This window comes from Oxalicibacterium sp. (assembly GCF_035565035.1).
Classification (GTDB): domain Bacteria; phylum Pseudomonadota; class Gammaproteobacteria; order Burkholderiales; family Burkholderiaceae_D; genus Oxalicibacterium.
In genome coordinates, this window is record NZ_DATMTD010000037.1 from 1 (window position 1) to 16,920 (window position 16,920).

The window sequence follows — 16,920 nt, forward strand, 5'->3', positions numbered from 1 at the left end:
CCAGGCCGTCGATTCCGTTGCATAAAGTGTGAAGCAACAATACGGGCAATAAAAAACGCCCCGGGAGAATTTCGCGGGGCGTTTTACGGGGAAAGCGGATCAGCGTGCCAGATGCGGCAGCTTGTTCTGCTTGTCCTTCCATTCGTCGGCTTCCGGCAAGGCAGCCTTCGTCTTGGTAATCGACGGCCAGTCGCGCGACAGTTCCGCGTTCAGCTTGATGAAATGCTGCTGATCGGCCGGAACGTCTTCTTCGGCATAAATCGCATTGACAGGGCATTCGGCCACACAGACTGCGCAGTCGATGCATTCATCCGGATCGATGGACAGGAAATTCGGGCCTTCGCGGAAGCAATCCACCGGACACACATCGACGCAGTCCGTATAACGGCAGAGGATGCAGGAATCGGTTACTACGTGGGTCATACCAGTCCTAACTTGAATATTTGGAAATAGCGGCAGGCTGTCAGAGGATGTGCAGACAGGCAGCAATCAGTCCCGCAGCCGCAGAACACAGCATTTTAATGCATATCGGCGACGCTCACAAACCCGGCTTATACGGATTTGGAATAAGCAAATGCGCTCCGGACGTGGAGATTTTTCGGTCGCATCGCGCTGCGCGGGGACTGCCGGCTCGTTGCCCGGAACGGCAATCGCGAAGCGTTTGCGATAAAATCCGGCCCTTTCATCACAGGCAGCAAGAGAAAAAGCAATGGCGGATATCAGCATCAGGCGCGAGCACCGGCTCTCGCTGCAACAATCGAAAGACGCAGCGCAACAGATCGCGGAAAAAATGGCGGGCGAGTTCGACATGACGACGCAATGGAACGGTGACGTGTTGTCGTTCCGACGCAGCGGCGTGGCCGGCACACTGGCCCTGCGCGAGAACGAGGCGCAGATCGACATCACGCTGGACTTTCTTTTCAAGGCGTTTGCGGCGACGCTGGAAGAAAAAATTGCGCGCAACATGGACAAGTTCTTCGGCGCACCGGCCTGACACCCATACCGGATGTACATCATTTCACACCAGTAAAAAAGCTCCGGCCGGCGTCTAAACGCCATGCACGGAGCTTGCGGGAAGAATGCGGGACAGCAGTTCGCTGCGTCCTACCCTTTGAGGCTTGCGACCAGATCGATGTACTGCTGTTTCGCTGCGTCCTGCGAAACGCCCTTGAGATTGTTCCACGCGTCCCATTTGGCGCGCGCGACGAAATCGGTCATCGCCGGTTGCTCGCCGTCGACGTCGCCGCCTGCCGCCTGTTTATACAGTGCATAAATTTTCAGCAGCGTCAGATTGTCCGGCCGTTCAGGCAGGTTCTTTGAATCGGCGACTGCCTGTTCGAACTGTTCCTGCAGACTCATGGGATCTCCCTTGTGACAGCACCGGCGTCGCTTGCGCCTTGATTTGCCGCTTGTTGGCAAGCGAGCGGGATTAAACGCCCAGCAATTCCACTTCGAAAATCAGCGTGGCATTCGGTGGAATCACGCCACCAGCGCCGCGCGCACCGTAACCCAGCGATGCCGGAATGACCAGTGTGCGGGTACCGCCGATTTTCATGCCTTGCACGCCTTCATCCCAACCCTTGATCACATGACCGGCGCCCAACGGGAACTGAAACGGATCGTTGCGATCCTTGCTGGAATCGAACTTGGTACCGGCGCTGCCGTCAGGATTCTGCAGCCAGCCCGTGTAATGCACGGTAACGTAGTTGCCCGCGGCTGCTTCTGCGCCGTCGCCGACGATCTTGTCTTCGTATTGCAGGCCGGATGATGTCGTGGTGGTCATGTCTTTTCCTTGAAAGTGTTGTCAAAAAGCCGACAGATTGTAGCAGGTGAAGCTGCGGCATCTCACGTGCCCGCCGTGTTGCCGAAGTGCATCGGCACGGTTGTCGTCGCCAGCGTCGTACGGGGGCGCACGGTAAAATGCGGCGACTATTTTCAAAAGGATGCATCTTTTCATGCGACCGATACTGATTGCATTCGGCCGGGCGACTTACTCGCAACTCCATATCCGCATGGTGATGCTGACAGTTGTTCCGTTCATTCTGTCCGTCGCGGTGTGGGGCTTCGTGCTGTGGCTTTACCTGCAGCGGATGATCGACTGGCTGCAGGATTATTTTGTGCAGAACGACGGCTTTGCCGTTGCCGGTGGCGTGCTGGCAATGGTCGGCATGGGCGCACTGAAAACGGTCATCGTGCCGCTGATCGCAATGTGGGTGCTGTTGCCGTTGATGATCCTGACGGCGCTGCTGTTCGTCGGCACGATGGCGATGCCGGTCATCGTCAGGCATGTCGGCAGACGCGGTTACGGCGAACTGGAGCAGCGCAAGGGCGGCACGTTCATCGGCAGCCTGTGGATGTCCTCCTCATCGTTCGTTGTTTTCCTCGTGTTGTGGCTGGCAACGCTGCCGCTGTCGCTGTTCCCGCCGCTGACGTTCGTGATCCAGCCTTTGTTGTGGGGCTGGCTCACGTATCGTGTAATGGCCTACGACGCGCTGGCAGATCATGCCGATGCGGAAGAGCGTAAAACGATTCTGAAACAGCATCGCTGGCAGTTGCTGGCAATCGGCGTGATCACCGGCGCGATGGGTGCTGCACCGACATTGCTGTGGTTGGGCGGCGCACTGTCGGTCATCTTCTTCCCGGTGCTGGCGGCGGGGGCGATCTGGTTGTACGTGCTGGTATTCGTGTTTACCGGATTGTGGTTCCAGCATTACTGCATGCATGCATTGCGACAGCATCGATCAATGCAGCCGAATGCACAGCCGAATGTACAACCGGCAGCAGAATCGCAAGTGCAAGCGGCTGCGATCGAAGAAGGAACATGATGTCATCGGCGTCGTATCCGGTTTTTCCATCTTCGGCATAATGATGGGCGCTGGATATCAACGTCAGCGCAAGGAAATCTCATGGCATTCGGACTCATCATCATCGGCGACGAAATTCTCTCCGGCAAACGGATCGACAAGCATTTTTCAAAAGTTGTCGAATTGCTGGGTGCGCGCGGGCTGTCATTGGCCTGGTCCGAATGCGTGGGTGACGATCCGGCGCGTATTACGGCAACCTTGAAGCGCACATTCGACAGCGGCGATATCGTCTTCAGTTGCGGCGGCATCGGTGCAACGCCGGACGATCACACGAGGCAATGCGCGGCCGATGCCCTTGGCGTACCGCTGGTTCTGCATCCGGAAGCGAAGCAGAAAATCCAGGAACGCATGCTCGACATGGCGCGTGAAGCGAACGTCCCGTTCGATCTGAACAAACCGGAAAACCTGCATCGCCTGAAGATGGGGGAGTTTCCGCAGGGCGCGGAGATCGTTCCGAATTCTTACAACAAGATCCCGGGTTTCGCGATCCGTCACAAGGGCAGCGCTGGCGGCGTGCATTATTTCGTGCCGGGTTTTCCGGTGATGGCATGGCCGATGATCGAATGGGCACTCGATACACATCATGCCGATCTGTTCCATCGAAAGCCGCATCTGGAAAAATCGGTGCTGGTGTTCGAAGCAATGGAGTCGGCGTTGACACCGTTGATGGAAGCGATCGAAAGCGCGTTTCCGCAGGTGAAGGTTTTCAGTCTACCCAGCGTCGGTGATGTGCAGACGCGACGACACATCGAGCTGGGCGTCAAAGGCGATCCGCAACAGACCGAGCAGGCATTCGACAAACTGCTGGCCGGATTGACGCAGTTTGGCAGCGAGATCCGTCCTGTCTGATTTTTGTCACGCAACGCAATGCCCATTTGGGCGTCGCGCGGTTTCGCGTTCGGCGCATCGTTGGCAGACGCATGATGTGCGATGACGCCCCATGGATCAAAGAATGAATTCCACAATCAAACCGCTTCCTTCCGCTTCATCAGATTCCCCCGTCCGGCATCCCTGGCTGGCTGCAGTGCCGTTCCTGTTCGTGATCATCTGGAGCACCGGATTCATCGTTGCCAAATTCGGTCTGCCGTATGCACCGCCGCTGACGTTTCTTTCGCTGCGTTTCGCCGGCGTTCTGATTTTTCTGCTGCCGCTGGTATTGATGATGCGCGCCCCGTGGCCAACGGGAAAAATTCGTCATATCGCGGTCGCCGGGATGCTGGTGCAGGCCGGGTATCTTGCCGGCGTATGGTGTGCAATCCAGCTCGGCATGCCGGCCGGACTGTCCGCGCTGATCGTCGGCATGCAACCGGTGCTGACGGCATTTGCCGCACCGCTGATTGGCGAGCGTGTGCGCGGTCGCCAATGGATCGGACTGGTCCTTGGATTGTGCGGTGTGGCGCTGGTTGTCGCCAACAAGATTTCACTGATCGGCTTGTCATGGCAAAGCATCGCGTTATGCGTAATGGCGCTACTGTCGATAACCATCGGAACGATGTATCAAAAACGATATTGTCCGCATTTCGATTTGCGTACCGGTACCACGATCCAGTTTGCTGCATCGCTGGTTCTAGTGTTGCCGCTGGCGATCGTGTTCGAGGGCATGTCGCCGGCACTGTCATCGGTGCAATGGACATGGAGCTTCGTCGCTGCATTGCTGTGGTCGGTGCTGGCGCTGTCGGTGGGTGCGATCTTCCTGCTGTTTGCATTGATTCGAAAAAGTGCAGCAACGCAGGTGACGAGTCTCCTTTACCTGACGCCGCCGACAACAGCGGTGATGGCGTGGCTGGCTTTCGGCGAAGTGTTCAGCCTGACGGGCATGGTGGGCATGGTGCTTGCGATCATCGGCGTGGTGTTTGTGGTGAAGAAATGACGCTGTCGGAACCCGGAGGGCTGCTGAAACCTGACAGAAAAATGACAAACCGGAAATTAATCATTAGAAAATAGATTAATGAATAACGCTAACTATCTAATTATCTTGCGTATTTTCGCTGTTTTGCTACACTGCAAGCAATTTTCTTGGTACGAATCGGGAGTCGCAGATGGTTAAATCCGCGCTGGGGATACTCATTTCATTGCTCGTCATGTGCAGCGTTCCTTTTGCGAGCGCGCAGGAATCCGCTGCCTCGAACAAGAAAACAACGGCCAAGAAGTCCGCAACCAAGAAGCCGGTTACGGCTAAATCGGGCAAAGTAACCAAAACCGTCACCAAGACAAGCAAGCGTTCCACCACCGCCAGCAAGGCTGCGCCCGCCAAAAAGACTGCCAAAAAATCGACGCGCCAGAGTTCGGCACGTCAGACCGCATCGCTCAATTCCAAAGAAAAACTCGTTCGCAAGGTCGTCGTCGTTCGCGGCAAGCGCAAGGTGATTTACGAACGCGTCGCGCGGCCATCGGTGCCGGTTGTTCCTCCTGTCTTGTCGGCAGGCGATCTGGCCGGCCTGAACATGACACGCGATCCACTGGCACTGGCTTCGAATGTCGCGCTGGTGCTCGATCAATCATCGTCCGAAGTACTGCTCGAAAAGAACGCGAACGTGACGCTGCCCATTGCATCGATTACCAAGCTGATGACGGCGATGGTGGTGGTCGGTGCGAATCAGGACATGGACGAGATTCTTGAAGTGACCGACGACGACGTCGACCGCATCAAGCACAGTTCGTCGCGTCTGCGCGTCGGATCGCGCCTGTCGCGCGCCAACATGCTGCACATCGCGCTGATGAGTTCGGAGAATCGTGCCGCGTCGACGCTGGGTCGCAATTATCCCGGCGGCGTGCGTGCCTTCGTCACGGCGATGAACGCCAAGGCGCGCGAACTCGGCATGACCGGTACGCACTATGTCGATCCGACCGGCCTGTCGAGCGACAACGTGGCGACCGCGCGCGATTTGTCCAAGCTGGTGATGGCGGCGTTGCAATATCCTGTGTTGCGCCAGTATTCGACCGATACGCAATACGTGGTCGAGCCAAGCGGCCGTTCGCTGCATTATGCAAACTCGAACCGGCTGGTTGCCAATGCGGACTGGGATATCGGAATCCAGAAAACAGGCTATATCAGCGAAGCGGGACATTGCCTGGTGATGCAGGCGAATATCAACAACCGACCGATCGTGATGATCTTCCTCGATTCGAAAGGCAAGTATTCGCGGATTGGCGATGCGCAACGCATTCGCAAGTGGCTGGAGAAGGATCCGAAGAATGCGATCGTCGCGCATGCGGCGCATGTGGTCGAAAGCTGACCATATTGATGCTCTCTTTGTACAAATAAAAAAGGCGAACTACGGTTCGCCTTTTTTATTTCGCCATCACATTGCCGATCGAATTGTTTGTGTTCGCAGGTGCTGACATCAGGTTGGTGAATTATATTCCGCTGTTTTCCGCATAGCCGAGCGCGACGGAAATCTGTTTTGCCGTCGTCATCAGGTCATCCAGCCAGGCATCCTGCAGGCGATCTGCCGGCGCCGAGATCGACAGGCCGGCGATCAGTCGCCCGCTGTCGTCATGGATGCCGGCCGCCATGCAGCGCACACCCAGTTCGAGTTCCTCGTTATCGCGCGCATAACCGTGTGCCCGAACCTGCCCCAGTTCGCTTTCCAGTCGCGACAGTTCGGTGATCGAATTCTTGTTGTGACCTGCGAGGCCGGTGCGCTTTGCATAGTCCTGCACCATGTTCGGCTCGTCGATGGACAGGAAAAGCTTGCCGGTCGAAGTCAGATGCAACGGTGCGCGACCGCCGACGGCGCGCACGACCTGCATGCCGGAGCGTTCGGAAAAGGCACGGTCAATGTAGATGATTTCGTCGTTCTGCCGAACCGACAGGTTGACCGTCTGGTTGGTCTTGCGGTGCAGCGCACGCATCAGGTCGATGGCGGCATCGCGTACGTTGAGGCGACTCTTCACGATATTGCCCAGTTCCAGCAGGCGCATGCCGAGACGGTAAGTGCCGGGTTCGGAGCGATCGATGAAGCGTTTGAGGACCAGGTCGTTCAGGATGCGGTGCGCGGTCGATGGATGCAGGCCGGTGACGCCGGCGAGCTCTTTCAGACTGACCGGGTCGGGATAGGTTGCCAATGCGTCGAGCAGCGATACCATGCGCTCGATGACTTGAATGGAGGTTTTTTCGTCTGCAGTTGGTGCCGTTTTCATGTCTTGTTTCATGCAATGCAGTGGCATCTGTTATACCACATTGTGAAAGATCGAAAAAGGTCATGTCATCTTTGCAATAGAAAACGACTGCAGTAAATGAAGCAAAATTAACGCGATGTTCACGCGAAACATCGATAATCTAGCTGCGCTTTCAGAATTTCCTCGCAATGGCGGCGCGATAGCACCTTGCGTTCATGTCGTGCTCGTCATATTCCTTAATCAACCGTACCCGCGATGATCAATACCGAACAATCCGCCGGCGAACAGCCGGTCAGCGAATTCAAAAGCAAGAGCGGTCTCAAGCGCATTTTTCCTGCGCTCGTCTATTCGATGGCGGGATTTCGCGCGGCGTGGCGCGGTGAGCATGCGTTTCGCCAGGAAGTCTGCGCTTTCATCATTGCCACATTCGCCGCTTTCATGCTGCCGGTCATGCCGTGGGAACGTTTGCTGATGATTGGTGTATTCGTGCTGGTGCTGATCGTCGAACTGATCAACTCGGCGATCGAAGCCGTTGTCGATCGCGTTTCGCTGGAGCGTAATTCACTGTCGAAGAATGCGAAGGATTTCGGCAGCGCTGCCGTGCTGCTGACGCTGATGCTGGCGGGCGTAACCTGGCTGGTGATTCTGTGGCCGCTGTTCTTCGGCAGATAAAGCTGCATATCGGCTACATATCGATTTGCTATGAAAAAAAGCCGGGGTGGCATTGTGCTACCCCGGCTTTTTTCATGTGCAGTTGCGCGTAGGCGTCAGGCTTCCTTGTTGCGCTCGATCCAGTTCGCAAATGCATTGAGGAACTTGTCCATGAACTTGATGGTGGAGGCATCGATCAACGTGCCATCTGCATCGAATTGTGCGGCGGCATTGCCGACGTAGGCTTCCGGTTGCGACATCGTCTTGATGCCGACAGCCGTCATTACCTGACGAAGATGATGATTTGCACCAAAGCCTGCCAGCGGTCCTGGCGATACGCTCACCACAGCTCCCGGTTTGCCGATCCATGCGCCTTGACCGTACGGCCGCGATGCAACGTCGACGGCGTTCTTTAACACGCCCGGTACCGAACGGTTGTATTCCGGCGTCAGCAGCAGAACGGCATTGGCTGCCTTGATCTTTTGACGGAAGTCGAGCACGTTCTGTGGCGGATTTTCTTCCCAGTCCTGATTGAAATGCGGCAGATCGGCGATCTCCACGATGGACATCGACAATGATGGTGGCGCCATCTTGATCAATGCGTTTGCCAGTTTGCGATTCAGCGAATCCTTGCGCAGGCTGCCGACGACGATAGCCACAGTATGAGTAGTCATAACGATCCTTTTTCAATGAATAGTGCAGTTGCCAGCGTAATCCGAACGAACGGAAAACAGATATCCGGCAAAAATTCTTGTACGAAAACTTTCCTGAAAATGTCTCACGAGCCTTTATGCATCAACGTTATGCGTAAAACGCATATGCAACGGTGAAACAATTCGTTCTGTTTTCCCCTGCAGCATTTTAATCTGCACCTCTCGAAACAAACGCTCAGGGGAAACAAAATGCTGATTAAAAAATTTGCAGCTGCGAAATTGACCACTGCGGTTCTCGCACTGACATTGATCGCACCAGGCCTGCATGCGGCAGAAGTGTCTCTGCTCAATGTCTCTTACGATCCGACACGCGAACTGTATCAGGAATTCAACAAGGCCTTTGCCGCGGAATGGAAGGCAAAGACCGGTGACGACCTGAAGATCAAGGCATCGCACGGCGGTTCCGGCAAGCAGGGGCGCGCAGTCATCGACGGTCTGGAAGCGGACGTCGTCACGCTGGCGCTGGCCTATGACATCGATGCGATCGCGGAACGTGGCCTGATTGCAAAAGACTGGCAGAAACGACTGCCGCACAACAGCGCGCCATACACGTCGACCATCGTCTTCCTCGTGCGCAAAGGCAATCCGAAACACATCAAGGACTGGAATGACTTGGTCAAGCCGGGCGTTTCCGTCATCACGCCGAATCCGAAAACTTCTGGCGGCGCTCGATGGAATCACCTCGCTGCATGGGGCTATGCGTTGAAGCAACCGGGCGGCAATGAAAAGACGGCAACCGACTTTATCACCAGGCTGTACAAGAACGTGCCGGTGCTGGATTCCGGTGCACGCGGTTCGACCACGACCTTCGTTGAGCGCGGCATCGGTGACGTTCTGCTGGCATGGGAAAACGAAGCGATCCTGGCACAAAAGGAGCTTGGTCCGGACAAGTTTGAAATCGTTGCACCATCCGTCAGCATTCTGGCCGAGCCGCCCGTCGCGGTCGTCGACAAGGTTGTGGATCGTCGCGGCACGCGCAAGGTAGCCGAAGCGTATCTGCAATATCTGTACACGAATGCCGGCCAGGAAATCGCTGCACAAAATTACTACCGTCCTATCGATGAAAAAGTTGCGAAGAAATACGCAGCACAGTTCCCGAAAGTGAAACTGTTCACGATCGATGAAGTGGCTGGCGGCTGGACCAAGGCGCAGAAGGATCACTTCTCCGACGGCGGCGTGTTCGATCGCATCTATCAGCCCGGAAAATAATTCGGGCAAGTAATCACCGATAACGCCAATCGAACCGTTTCATTCTGGAATGCACATGAACATCCTGTTACTTGCCGGCAGTCCATCTGCACCGTCCCGCTCCACGCGTCTGCTGTATCACGTCGGCGAAAGGCTTGCACTGTTAGGGCACCGTTATGCAAAGCTGAATGTGCGAGACCTGCCGGCGCAGTCGTTGTTGCATGCCGATTTCGGTGACGTGGCATTGAAGGCGGCGCGTGAACAGGTTGCCGCAGCCAACGCGGTCGTGATTGCCACCCCGGTTTACAAGGCGGCCTACAGCGGCATTCTGAAAGCGTTTCTCGATCTGCTGCCGCAGGATGGTTTGAAAGGAAAGCTGGTGTTGCCGTTGGCTACCGGCGGCAGCCAGTCACACATGCTGGCGCTGGATTACGGCTTGCGTCCGGTACTGTCCGCACTCGATGCGCGACATGTTCTGCCGAGCATTTACGCGACCGAACAACAGATCGCATGGTCGGAAGAAGCGGGCCTGACGATCGATGAAGTCATCGCCAGGCGGGTCAGCGATGGCGTGGAAAACCTGTCTGCCAGCCTGATCGCATTGCAGGATACTGCGTTGAGCGGATTCGAATCGATTCCGTTTTCCAGCGTGCGATGTAGCGTGTGACGTTGAACATCAACACATGAACCATGCGGCGAGCTGAAGCGTTCGGCGCCGCTAAAGAAAACCCCGATTCTGTTTCAGAAAAACGGCACGACTGTGCCGACGGGATTCCTTTTGTCAAAAATCTTGAATGTCAGGAAAAGCGCAATGAATGATTCAATCGATAACGTGGTTGATGCAGCAGACGAACCATTGGAAAACAAACGTGCCGGCAGACGGCGCACACTGGGTTACCTGTCTGCCGCCGCGCTCGGTGCGCTGGCCGCCGGTTTGCCGAATTCTGTCACGGCCCAGACGAAAACCGTCTTGCGCATCGGCTATCAAAAGTACGGCACGCTGGTGATCTTGAAAGGTCGCGGCTCGCTGGAGAAACGTCTGGCAACAGAAGGCGTGGAGGTGAAGTGGACGGAATTTTCCGCCGGCCCTGCGTTACTGGAAGGCTTGAACGTTGGCAGCATCGACTTCGGCACGACAGGCGAAGCGCCGCCGATTTTTGCCCAGGCCGCAGGAGCCGATCTTGTCTATGTCGGTAACGAGCCGCCATCGCCGCTCAGTGAAGCGATTCTGGTACCGCACAACTCGCCGTTGAAAACGGTGGCCGATCTCAAGGGAAAAAAGGTTGCGTTCAATCGCGGCTCCAACGTGCATTACCTGTTGGTCAAGGCGCTGGAAAAAGCCGGGCTTGCCTATTCCGATATCCAGACGCTGTTTCTCGCGCCGGCCGACGCGCGCGCGGCATTCGAACGCGGCAGTCTGGATGCGTGGGTCATCTGGGATCCGTTCCAGGCCGCTGCCGAAGTGCAGTTGAAGGCGCGTGTGTTGACCGACGGCAGCGGCCTGGTGGCGAATCATCAGTTCTTCCTCGCTTCCCGATCCTACGCGCAAAGGAATCCGAAGATCGTCGCCATCCTGCTGGACGAACTTGATCAGGTCGATCAGTGGAGTAGCAAAAATCTGAAGGAAGTCGCCGGCATCCTTGCCGCGCAAACCGGACTCGATCGACCGACGGTCGAACTGGCGACGAAGCGTCTTGCCTACGGCGTTCGCGCCGTCACGCCATCGGTCATTGCCGATCAGCAGAGGATTGCCGACGCGTTCCATCAACTGAAACTGATTCCGAAAAAGATCAGCGTCAAGGACGCGGTGCTTCCGCTTGCATCCTGATGCACACGCACGGATTGCGCACGGAACGGTCAGCGCGACCCAAGTTCACGAACAGGTTTTGAAGGATTGCATGATGAGTTTGAACGTATTCTGGTTTTTGCCAACGCATGGCGATAGCCGTTATCTCGGGACGTCGAAGGGCGCGCGACAAGTCGATTTCGATTATCTGAAACAGGTCGCGACCGCGGCCGACACGCTCGGTTACGACGGCGTGCTGCTGCCTACCGGGCGCTCGTGCGAAGACGCATGGGTGACTGCATCCAGCCTGATCGGCGAGACGAAAAGGCTGAAATTCCTGGTCGCGATCCGACCGGGGTTGAGCACGCCGGGTTTGTCGGTGCGCATGGCGGCCACGTTCGATCGCCTGTCGAAAGGCCGCTTGCTGATCAACGTGGTGACCGGCGGCGATCAGGCGGAACTGGAAGCCGATGGATTGCACGCGAACCATGCGGAACGTTACGAAATCACCGATGAATTTCTGCGCGTCTGGCGTGCATCGCTGGCTGGAGAAGGTGGCAATGCCGGTTTCGATTTCGACGGCAGGCACATTCAGGTGAAGGGCGCAAAGACGCTTTATCCACCAATGCAGAAACCCTATCCGCCGCTATATTTCGGCGGCTCGTCGGAAGCAGCACACGAACTGGCGGCAGAACAGGTCGATGTCTATCTGACCTGGGGTGAGCCGCCGGCTGCGGTTGCGGAAAAAATTGCCGACATGCGTACCCGCGCTGCCAGACATGGCCGTACATTGAAGTTCGGTATTCGCCTGCACGTCATCGTGCGCGAAACGAATGAAGAAGCATGGAAGGCCGCCGATGAATTGATCAAGTACGTGGACGACGATCTGATCGCGCGTGCACAGGCATCGTTCAACAAGATGGATTCGGAAGGACAGCGGCGCATGGCAGCGCTGCATGGCGGCAAGCGGGACAAGCTGGAAGTGTCGCCGAACCTGTGGGCGGGCGTGGGTCTGGTGCGCGGCGGTGCAGGCACGGCGCTGGTTGGCGATCCGGAAACGGTCGCGGCACGCATGCAGGAATATGCCGATCTCGGCATCGAGACATTCATCCTGTCGGGCTATCCGCATCTGGAAGAATCGTATCGCTTTGCTGAACTGGTATTCCCGTTGCTGGGCAAGGGCAGGGAAGGTGCGAATGAACCTGTGCTCACAGGCCCCTTCGGGGAAGTGATTTCCAACGACATTCTGCCCAAGGTATCGCAGAGCTAGGAAGGAGCAACCATGAGTGCAATTCCAGCCAATCTCTCCGGCGCACCCACAACATCCGGTGTGGCCGTCAAACCGATATCGACATGGCGCGGTGCGTGGTGGAAACGCGTGCTGCCATGGATCGTGCCGGTCCTGCTGCTGACCGTATGGCAGGTCGCCGCGCATGTCGGATGGTTATCCAGCCGCATTCTGCCCGAGCCGTTCGCAGTAGCGAAAGCGGCGTGGAGTCTGGCGGGCTCGGGCGAGCTGTGGACGCACGTCAAGGTCAGCCTGTGGCGCGCGGTGGTCAGCTTTGGCGTGGGCGGAGGACTGGGGTTGTTGCTCGGTCTGCTGACCGGCACCTTCAAGACTGCGGAAACACTGCTCGATACGACGCTGCAGATGATCCGCAACATTCCTGCGTTGGCGTTGATTCCTCTGGTGATTCTGTGGTTTGGAATTGAGGAAGCATCGAAGATATTTCTGGTCGCGGTCGGCGTGTTTTTTCCCGTGTACCTGAATACCTTTCACGGCATTCGCGCGGTCGACAAGGGTTTGATCGAGATGGCGAAGAGTTACGGACTATCGGGCTGGCCGCTGTATCGCGATGTGATTCTGCCAGGTGCGTTGCCCTCGATTCTGGTCGGTGTGCGTTTTTCGCTCGGTCTCGTCTGGGTGTTGCTGATCGTGGCGGAAACAATTTCCTCGCAATCCGGCATCGGCTACATGACGATGAATGCACGCGAGTTCCTGCAGACCGACGTCGTGCTGGTGGGCATCCTGTTGTACGCATTGCTGGGCAAACTGGCTGACGTCGTCTCGCGTTTGCTCGAGCGTTACTGGCTGCGCTGGCATCCCGGTTACCGCCACTAGACCGGCATTGAGGAGCAGATCATGCAAAGCAATCAAACAGAACAGAAACAGGTGCAGGCAATGGAAACGTCGGCGACGAAGCGCGGTATCCGCGTCGCGCTCAAGAGCCTGTTCAAATCCTACGGAGGTCGGGACGTGCTGAAGTCGGTCGACCTGACGCTGAAGCCGGGCGAGTTCGTCGCGGTCGTCGGTCGTAGCGGTTGCGGCAAGAGTACGCTGCTGCGGCTCATCGCGGAGCTGGAAACGGCCGACCGCGGCACGCTAGTGTTCGATGACGGCGTCAAGCGTCCGGAGACGCGCATCATGTTTCAGGATTCGCGTCTTCTGCCGTGGAAGCGCGTACTCAACAACATCGCGCTCGGCCTGCCGAAGAACAACCGCGCATTGCGTGCGTTGAAGCAGGTCGGGCTGGCCGAACGCGCAGGCGAATGGCCGGCCGTGCTGTCCGGTGGGCAGCGACAGCGCGTCGCACTGGCACGCGCATTGGTGCACGATCCCGAACTATTGTTGCTTGATGAGCCGCTTGGTGCACTCGATGCCTTGACGCGTATTGAGATGCAGCAGTTGATCGAATCGCTGTGGCAGCAGCGCGGTTTTACCGCCTTGCTGGTCACGCATGACGTGCAGGAAGCGATTGCACTGGCCGATCGCGTGGTACTGATCGAGGATGGCCGCATCACGCTGGATGAACAGATTGCGTTGCCACGGCCGCGTGCACGCGGTAACGCAGCATTCGCGCAACTGGAAGAACGCATCCTGTCGCGCGTGCTGCAACAGCCGGCATCGGCCAACGATCAGGATTCGTTGCTGGGCGACGTTTCACTATTGAAGGCCGTCAACCAGTTTGCGTGGGCGGTGTGATTCCCGGTAGCCATTCTTTATTCGTTTTGCAGGTTCGTATTTAAATCATTTATCTATCAAGGAACAATCATGGGTATCGAAAAAATCAACGCACGCAATCAGTTCAAGGGCAAGATCAGCAACATCATTCTGGGCGACGTATTGTCTGAAGTCGACGTCGATACACCGGGCGGCACTGTCACATCGGTGATCACCACGCGTTCGGTCAAAGATCTGGAATTGAAGGTCGGCACCGAAGTCGTGGCGCTGGTCAAGGCGACCGAAGTATCGCTCGCCAAGCTGCTGTAAATCGCATGCTGCTGCGTGATCTCGCATACCACGCGGTCCGTCATGCAGCGCATTTCACTGGAAACAAGACCATGACCTTTCCCGCACTGCAGGATTACCTGGCGCGACTGCGCGATGCGCCGGTCGATACGTCGCTGTGGCTGGACAAGCAGGGCAAGGCGCATGGCCGCTACCTCAATTCCACGCTGACCAGCGTATTTCAGCCGATACGTGCATTACAGAACAATCGCGTCGTCGGCGTGCAGGGTTTCATGCGCAGCTACGCACGTAATAACGCATGTAACAACGCGTGCAGCGATGAAGGATTGAGTATCTGGAAACTGCTTGATACGACGGCCACCGATGATCAGTCGATCGAACTCGATCGGATGTGCCGCCTGCTGCATACCGTCAATTTCTATCGACAACCGGAAATGGCCGACGCCGACCTGTATCTGAGTGTGCATGCACGGCTGCTGGCAGCGGTCGACAGCAATCACGGCATGTCGTTCCGGCATGTGCTCGATCTACTCGAACTGCCGCATCGCAAAGTGGTGTTGCAGTTGCCGGCGATACAGACACGGCAGGCATGGATTGCGCATTATGTTGCGGACAATTACAGGCGCAACGGCTTTCGTCTGGCGATCAATGTCGCTGATGCAAAACAGGGGCTGGAACAGATACGCCAGATCGAACCGGACGTCATCAAGCTCGATGCACGCGAATTGACCGATGACGCTGCCGTGTTGCGTCTGCTGGAGGAAGCTGCCGGCAGCAATGTGGCCGTCATTTTCAAGCGCGTCGAATCGTCGAGCGTGCAGGAAAAATTATGCAGGCTGGCAGAACAGACGCCTCACACGATTCTGGCACAGGGTTATCTGTTCGATCGTCCACGCGCCGTGTTTGCCGATTCGGCTGAAGCCGAACAGGAATTGCCGGAGGAAGTCACGCCGTGAATCATGCGTCCTTGCAGGCGTATCGCGTGCTGGTCGTGCCGGGCCTGCACGGCAGCGGTCCCGATCACTGGCAGACACGATGGGAGCGGCGGTATCCGTCGTTTCAACGTGTGCAACAGCACGACTGGAGCAAGCCCGATCTTCCGCAATGGTCGCATCGCTTGCAGCAGGTATTGCGGGAGAGCGAGCGTCCGACCCTGATCGTTGCGCATAGCTTCGGCTGTCTGACGACGATGCATGCGGCAAGCTGCGGCCGCTTCAATCTGGCTGGCGTGCTGCTGGTTGCGCCGGCCGACCCGGACAAGTTCGGTGTTGCCGATGCTTTGCGTTCCGCACATATCAAATGCCCCGCCATCGTGATCGGCAGCGTCAACGATCCATGGATGGATGCGACGCGTGCGGCTTATTGGGCGGACAACTGGCGATGCGGTTTCGTGAATGGGGGATCGCTGGGCCACATCAATGCCGAGTCCGGATTGGGGGACTGGGAGCAGGGCTTGCAGCAGTTCGGCTATTTGCTCGACATGGCGGATACGCTGGCGGCGATCGGTGAAAATTGATTGTTGATAAGAAGCAATGTCGCAATAAAAAAGCAGCAAAGCTATGACGCTCATTTGCCGCTTCAATCAAATCCCGCTCCTTGGCGGAATAGGCACCTAGATTGGCAGGATTTCGCGCTGCGAGAAGATTGAGACACCCGGACGTTCTTTATAGACTGAAATTCCCATCATTCATCAGGAGAAGGACATGTCTATCGTCATCGGTGGCATCAGCGTACCCGACAGCAAGCTCGCCCGGGAAATCACGGAACTCGTGCGCGATACCGAATCGCCACTGTTGTTCCATCATTCAAGCCGCGTCTATTACTTTGGCGCGCTGGCAGGGAAGAAAAGGGGATTGAAGTTCGATCCCGAATTGCTCTATGCCGGCGCCATGTTCCACGACATGGGACTGATGCATCAGCACAGCAGCACGCATGATCGCTTTGAAGTCGATGGCGCCAACGTGGCGAGCGACTTTCTGCGTCAGCGCGGCATTTCAGAGCACGATGTCGAAACCGTCTGGACCGCGATTGCCTTGCACACCACGCCGGGTATTCCGCAATACATGCGTCCCGAAATTGCGCTGGTGACTGCCGGTGTGGAGATGGACGTGCTGGGCATGAAGTACGATGATTATTCCGACGACATCAGAAACGCCATCGTCGATGTCCATCCAAGAACGCCGAACTTCAAGGAAGACATCATTCAGACGTTCTATAACGGCATTAAGCACAAGCCCGATACGACGTTCGGCAACGTCAAGGCGGATGTGATCGCGGACAAGGAACCGCATTTTTGTCGCGGGAATTTCTGCTGCGTCATTCGCAATTCCGCCTGGAAGGGATGAT

Annotated in this window: 21 protein-coding genes; 16 read left to right on the forward strand and 5 right to left on the reverse strand. The window is 56.7% G+C overall.

Translation table 11 applies throughout. From position 1 onward, the window contains the following. Positions 1-99: 99 nt before the first annotated feature. A complete protein-coding gene (fdxA, locus tag VN114_RS03570; RefSeq protein WP_325512066.1) occupies positions 100-423 on the reverse strand; it encodes a ferredoxin FdxA in 324 nt (107 codons plus the stop codon). 286 nt (positions 424-709) lie between these two features. On the opposite strand from fdxA, the gene VN114_RS03575 reads away from it, so the two are divergent. Next, the gene (locus VN114_RS03575; protein WP_325512068.1) at positions 710-994 is read left to right on the forward strand and encodes a polyhydroxyalkanoic acid system family protein; all 285 of its coding nucleotides are present in this window, start codon (positions 710-712) and stop codon (positions 992-994) included. Between the two features lie 110 nt (positions 995-1,104). Here VN114_RS03575 and VN114_RS03580 read toward each other — a convergent pair whose 3' ends face one another. Together VN114_RS03580 and VN114_RS03585 are read right to left on the reverse strand one after the other, a co-directional pair. Next, entirely contained in the window at positions 1,105-1,359 is a 255-nt protein-coding gene (locus VN114_RS03580; protein ID WP_325512070.1) for an acyl-CoA-binding protein, read from the reverse strand. 70 nt (positions 1,360-1,429) lie between these two features. Further along, positions 1,430-1,783: an FKBP-type peptidyl-prolyl cis-trans isomerase gene (locus VN114_RS03585; protein ID WP_325512072.1), complete on the reverse strand. Its 354-nt coding sequence runs from the start codon at positions 1,781-1,783 to the stop codon at positions 1,430-1,432. A gap of 172 nt (positions 1,784-1,955) precedes the next feature. On the opposite strand from VN114_RS03585, the gene VN114_RS03590 reads away from it, so the two are divergent. The 4 genes from VN114_RS03590 (at position 1,956) to pbpG (ending at position 6,100) form a co-directional block, all read left to right on the forward strand. Then, on the forward strand, positions 1,956-2,825 hold the full coding sequence (locus VN114_RS03590) for an EI24 domain-containing protein (RefSeq protein ID WP_325512074.1): 870 nt from the start codon (positions 1,956-1,958) through the stop codon (positions 2,823-2,825). Positions 2,826-2,906: 81 nt separating this feature from the next. After that, a complete protein-coding gene (locus VN114_RS03595; protein ID WP_325512076.1) occupies positions 2,907-3,713 on the forward strand; it encodes a competence/damage-inducible protein A in 807 nt (268 codons plus the stop codon). A gap of 103 nt (positions 3,714-3,816) precedes the next feature. After that, positions 3,817-4,734 (forward strand): DMT family transporter, encoded by a 918-nt coding sequence (locus VN114_RS03600; RefSeq protein WP_325512078.1) that lies wholly within the window; start codon positions 3,817-3,819, stop codon positions 4,732-4,734. A 169-nt stretch (positions 4,735-4,903) separates the two neighbouring features. Then, positions 4,904-6,100, forward strand: a complete 1,197-nt coding sequence (gene pbpG, locus VN114_RS03605) for a D-alanyl-D-alanine endopeptidase (RefSeq protein WP_414694187.1) — start codon at positions 4,904-4,906, stop codon at positions 6,098-6,100. 121 nt (positions 6,101-6,221) lie between these two features. On the opposite strand, the gene VN114_RS03610 is transcribed toward pbpG, so the two are convergent. Continuing rightward, positions 6,222-7,007: an IclR family transcriptional regulator gene (locus VN114_RS03610; RefSeq protein WP_325512082.1), complete on the reverse strand. Its 786-nt coding sequence runs from the start codon at positions 7,005-7,007 to the stop codon at positions 6,222-6,224. Between the two features lie 234 nt (positions 7,008-7,241). On the opposite strand from VN114_RS03610, the gene VN114_RS03615 reads away from it, so the two are divergent. After that, entirely contained in the window at positions 7,242-7,658 is a 417-nt protein-coding gene (locus VN114_RS03615) for a diacylglycerol kinase (RefSeq protein ID WP_325512084.1), read from the forward strand. A gap of 95 nt (positions 7,659-7,753) precedes the next feature. On the opposite strand, the gene VN114_RS03620 is transcribed toward VN114_RS03615, so the two are convergent. Then, complete coding sequence (locus VN114_RS03620; protein ID WP_325512086.1) at positions 7,754-8,311, reverse strand: NAD(P)H-dependent oxidoreductase; 558 nt, start codon at positions 8,309-8,311, stop codon at positions 7,754-7,756. Positions 8,312-8,539: 228 nt separating this feature from the next. Here VN114_RS03620 and VN114_RS03625 point away from each other — a divergent pair, with 228 nt between their 5' ends. The 10 genes from VN114_RS03625 to VN114_RS03670 all read left to right on the forward strand — a co-directional run bounded on the left by VN114_RS03625 (position 8,540) and on the right by VN114_RS03670 (position 16,919). Then, entirely contained in the window at positions 8,540-9,559 is a 1,020-nt protein-coding gene (locus VN114_RS03625; RefSeq protein WP_325512088.1) for a sulfate ABC transporter substrate-binding protein, read from the forward strand. Positions 9,560-9,614: 55 nt separating this feature from the next. Then, positions 9,615-10,205 carry an NADPH-dependent FMN reductase gene (ssuE, locus tag VN114_RS03630; RefSeq protein ID WP_325512089.1) on the forward strand — a complete coding sequence of 197 codons (591 nt, stop codon included), beginning with the start codon at positions 9,615-9,617 and terminating at the stop codon, positions 10,203-10,205. 144 nt (positions 10,206-10,349) lie between these two features. Further along, a complete protein-coding gene (locus VN114_RS03635; protein WP_325512090.1) occupies positions 10,350-11,366 on the forward strand; it encodes a sulfonate ABC transporter substrate-binding protein in 1,017 nt (338 codons plus the stop codon). Positions 11,367-11,445: 79 nt separating this feature from the next. Beyond that, positions 11,446-12,594, forward strand: a complete 1,149-nt coding sequence (gene ssuD, locus VN114_RS03640) for an FMNH2-dependent alkanesulfonate monooxygenase (protein ID WP_325512169.1) — start codon at positions 11,446-11,448, stop codon at positions 12,592-12,594. A gap of 12 nt (positions 12,595-12,606) precedes the next feature. Further along, the gene (gene ssuC / locus VN114_RS03645) at positions 12,607-13,446 is read left to right on the forward strand and encodes an aliphatic sulfonate ABC transporter permease SsuC (RefSeq protein WP_325512092.1); all 840 of its coding nucleotides are present in this window, start codon (positions 12,607-12,609) and stop codon (positions 13,444-13,446) included. Between the two features lie 21 nt (positions 13,447-13,467). Beyond that, the gene (locus VN114_RS03650; protein WP_325512094.1) at positions 13,468-14,307 is read left to right on the forward strand and encodes an ATP-binding cassette domain-containing protein; all 840 of its coding nucleotides are present in this window, start codon (positions 13,468-13,470) and stop codon (positions 14,305-14,307) included. Positions 14,308-14,376: 69 nt separating this feature from the next. Then, entirely contained in the window at positions 14,377-14,595 is a 219-nt protein-coding gene (locus tag VN114_RS03655; RefSeq protein WP_325512096.1) for a molybdopterin-binding protein, read from the forward strand. Between the two features lie 71 nt (positions 14,596-14,666). Next, positions 14,667-15,530 (forward strand): EAL domain-containing protein, encoded by an 864-nt coding sequence (locus tag VN114_RS03660; protein ID WP_325512098.1) that lies wholly within the window; start codon positions 14,667-14,669, stop codon positions 15,528-15,530. Beyond that, positions 15,527-16,090, forward strand: coding sequence for an alpha/beta hydrolase (locus VN114_RS03665; RefSeq protein WP_325512100.1), 564 nt, complete (start codon positions 15,527-15,529; stop codon positions 16,088-16,090). The genes VN114_RS03660 and VN114_RS03665 overlap by 4 nt, the downstream gene beginning before the upstream one ends. Positions 16,091-16,277: 187 nt before the next feature. Further along, positions 16,278-16,919: an HD domain-containing protein gene (locus tag VN114_RS03670; protein WP_325512102.1), complete on the forward strand. Its 642-nt coding sequence runs from the start codon at positions 16,278-16,280 to the stop codon at positions 16,917-16,919. Position 16,920: the final 1 nt, after the last annotated feature.

What these genes read in the sequence shown, in the direction of transcription:
- fdxA (WP_325512066.1), bottom strand. Translation starts at nt 423, where the DNA reads ATGACCCACGTAGTAACCGATTCCTGCATCCTCTGCCGTTATACGGAC.
- VN114_RS03575 (WP_325512068.1), top strand. Translation starts at nt 710, where the DNA reads ATGGCGGATATCAGCATCAGGCGCGAGCACCGGCTCTCGCTGCAACAA.
- VN114_RS03580 (WP_325512070.1), bottom strand. Translation starts at nt 1,359, where the DNA reads ATGAGTCTGCAGGAACAGTTCGAACAGGCAGTCGCCGATTCAAAGAAC.
- VN114_RS03585 (WP_325512072.1), bottom strand. Translation starts at nt 1,783, where the DNA reads ATGACCACCACGACATCATCCGGCCTGCAATACGAAGACAAGATCGTC.
- VN114_RS03590 (WP_325512074.1), top strand. Translation starts at nt 1,956, where the DNA reads ATGCGACCGATACTGATTGCATTCGGCCGGGCGACTTACTCGCAACTC.
- VN114_RS03595 (WP_325512076.1), top strand. Translation starts at nt 2,907, where the DNA reads ATGGCATTCGGACTCATCATCATCGGCGACGAAATTCTCTCCGGCAAA.
- VN114_RS03600 (WP_325512078.1), top strand. Translation starts at nt 3,817, where the DNA reads ATGAATTCCACAATCAAACCGCTTCCTTCCGCTTCATCAGATTCCCCC.
- pbpG (WP_414694187.1), top strand. Translation starts at nt 4,904, where the DNA reads ATGGTTAAATCCGCGCTGGGGATACTCATTTCATTGCTCGTCATGTGC.
- VN114_RS03610 (WP_325512082.1), bottom strand. Translation starts at nt 7,007, where the DNA reads ATGAAAACGGCACCAACTGCAGACGAAAAAACCTCCATTCAAGTCATC.
- VN114_RS03615 (WP_325512084.1), top strand. Translation starts at nt 7,242, where the DNA reads ATGATCAATACCGAACAATCCGCCGGCGAACAGCCGGTCAGCGAATTC.
- VN114_RS03620 (WP_325512086.1), bottom strand. Translation starts at nt 8,311, where the DNA reads ATGACTACTCATACTGTGGCTATCGTCGTCGGCAGCCTGCGCAAGGAT.
- VN114_RS03625 (WP_325512088.1), top strand. Translation starts at nt 8,540, where the DNA reads ATGCTGATTAAAAAATTTGCAGCTGCGAAATTGACCACTGCGGTTCTC.
- ssuE (WP_325512089.1), top strand. Translation starts at nt 9,615, where the DNA reads ATGAACATCCTGTTACTTGCCGGCAGTCCATCTGCACCGTCCCGCTCC.
- VN114_RS03635 (WP_325512090.1), top strand. Translation starts at nt 10,350, where the DNA reads ATGAATGATTCAATCGATAACGTGGTTGATGCAGCAGACGAACCATTG.
- ssuC (WP_325512092.1), top strand. Translation starts at nt 12,607, where the DNA reads ATGAGTGCAATTCCAGCCAATCTCTCCGGCGCACCCACAACATCCGGT.
- VN114_RS03650 (WP_325512094.1), top strand. Translation starts at nt 13,468, where the DNA reads ATGCAAAGCAATCAAACAGAACAGAAACAGGTGCAGGCAATGGAAACG.
- VN114_RS03655 (WP_325512096.1), top strand. Translation starts at nt 14,377, where the DNA reads ATGGGTATCGAAAAAATCAACGCACGCAATCAGTTCAAGGGCAAGATC.
- VN114_RS03660 (WP_325512098.1), top strand. Translation starts at nt 14,667, where the DNA reads ATGACCTTTCCCGCACTGCAGGATTACCTGGCGCGACTGCGCGATGCG.
- VN114_RS03670 (WP_325512102.1), top strand. Translation starts at nt 16,278, where the DNA reads ATGTCTATCGTCATCGGTGGCATCAGCGTACCCGACAGCAAGCTCGCC.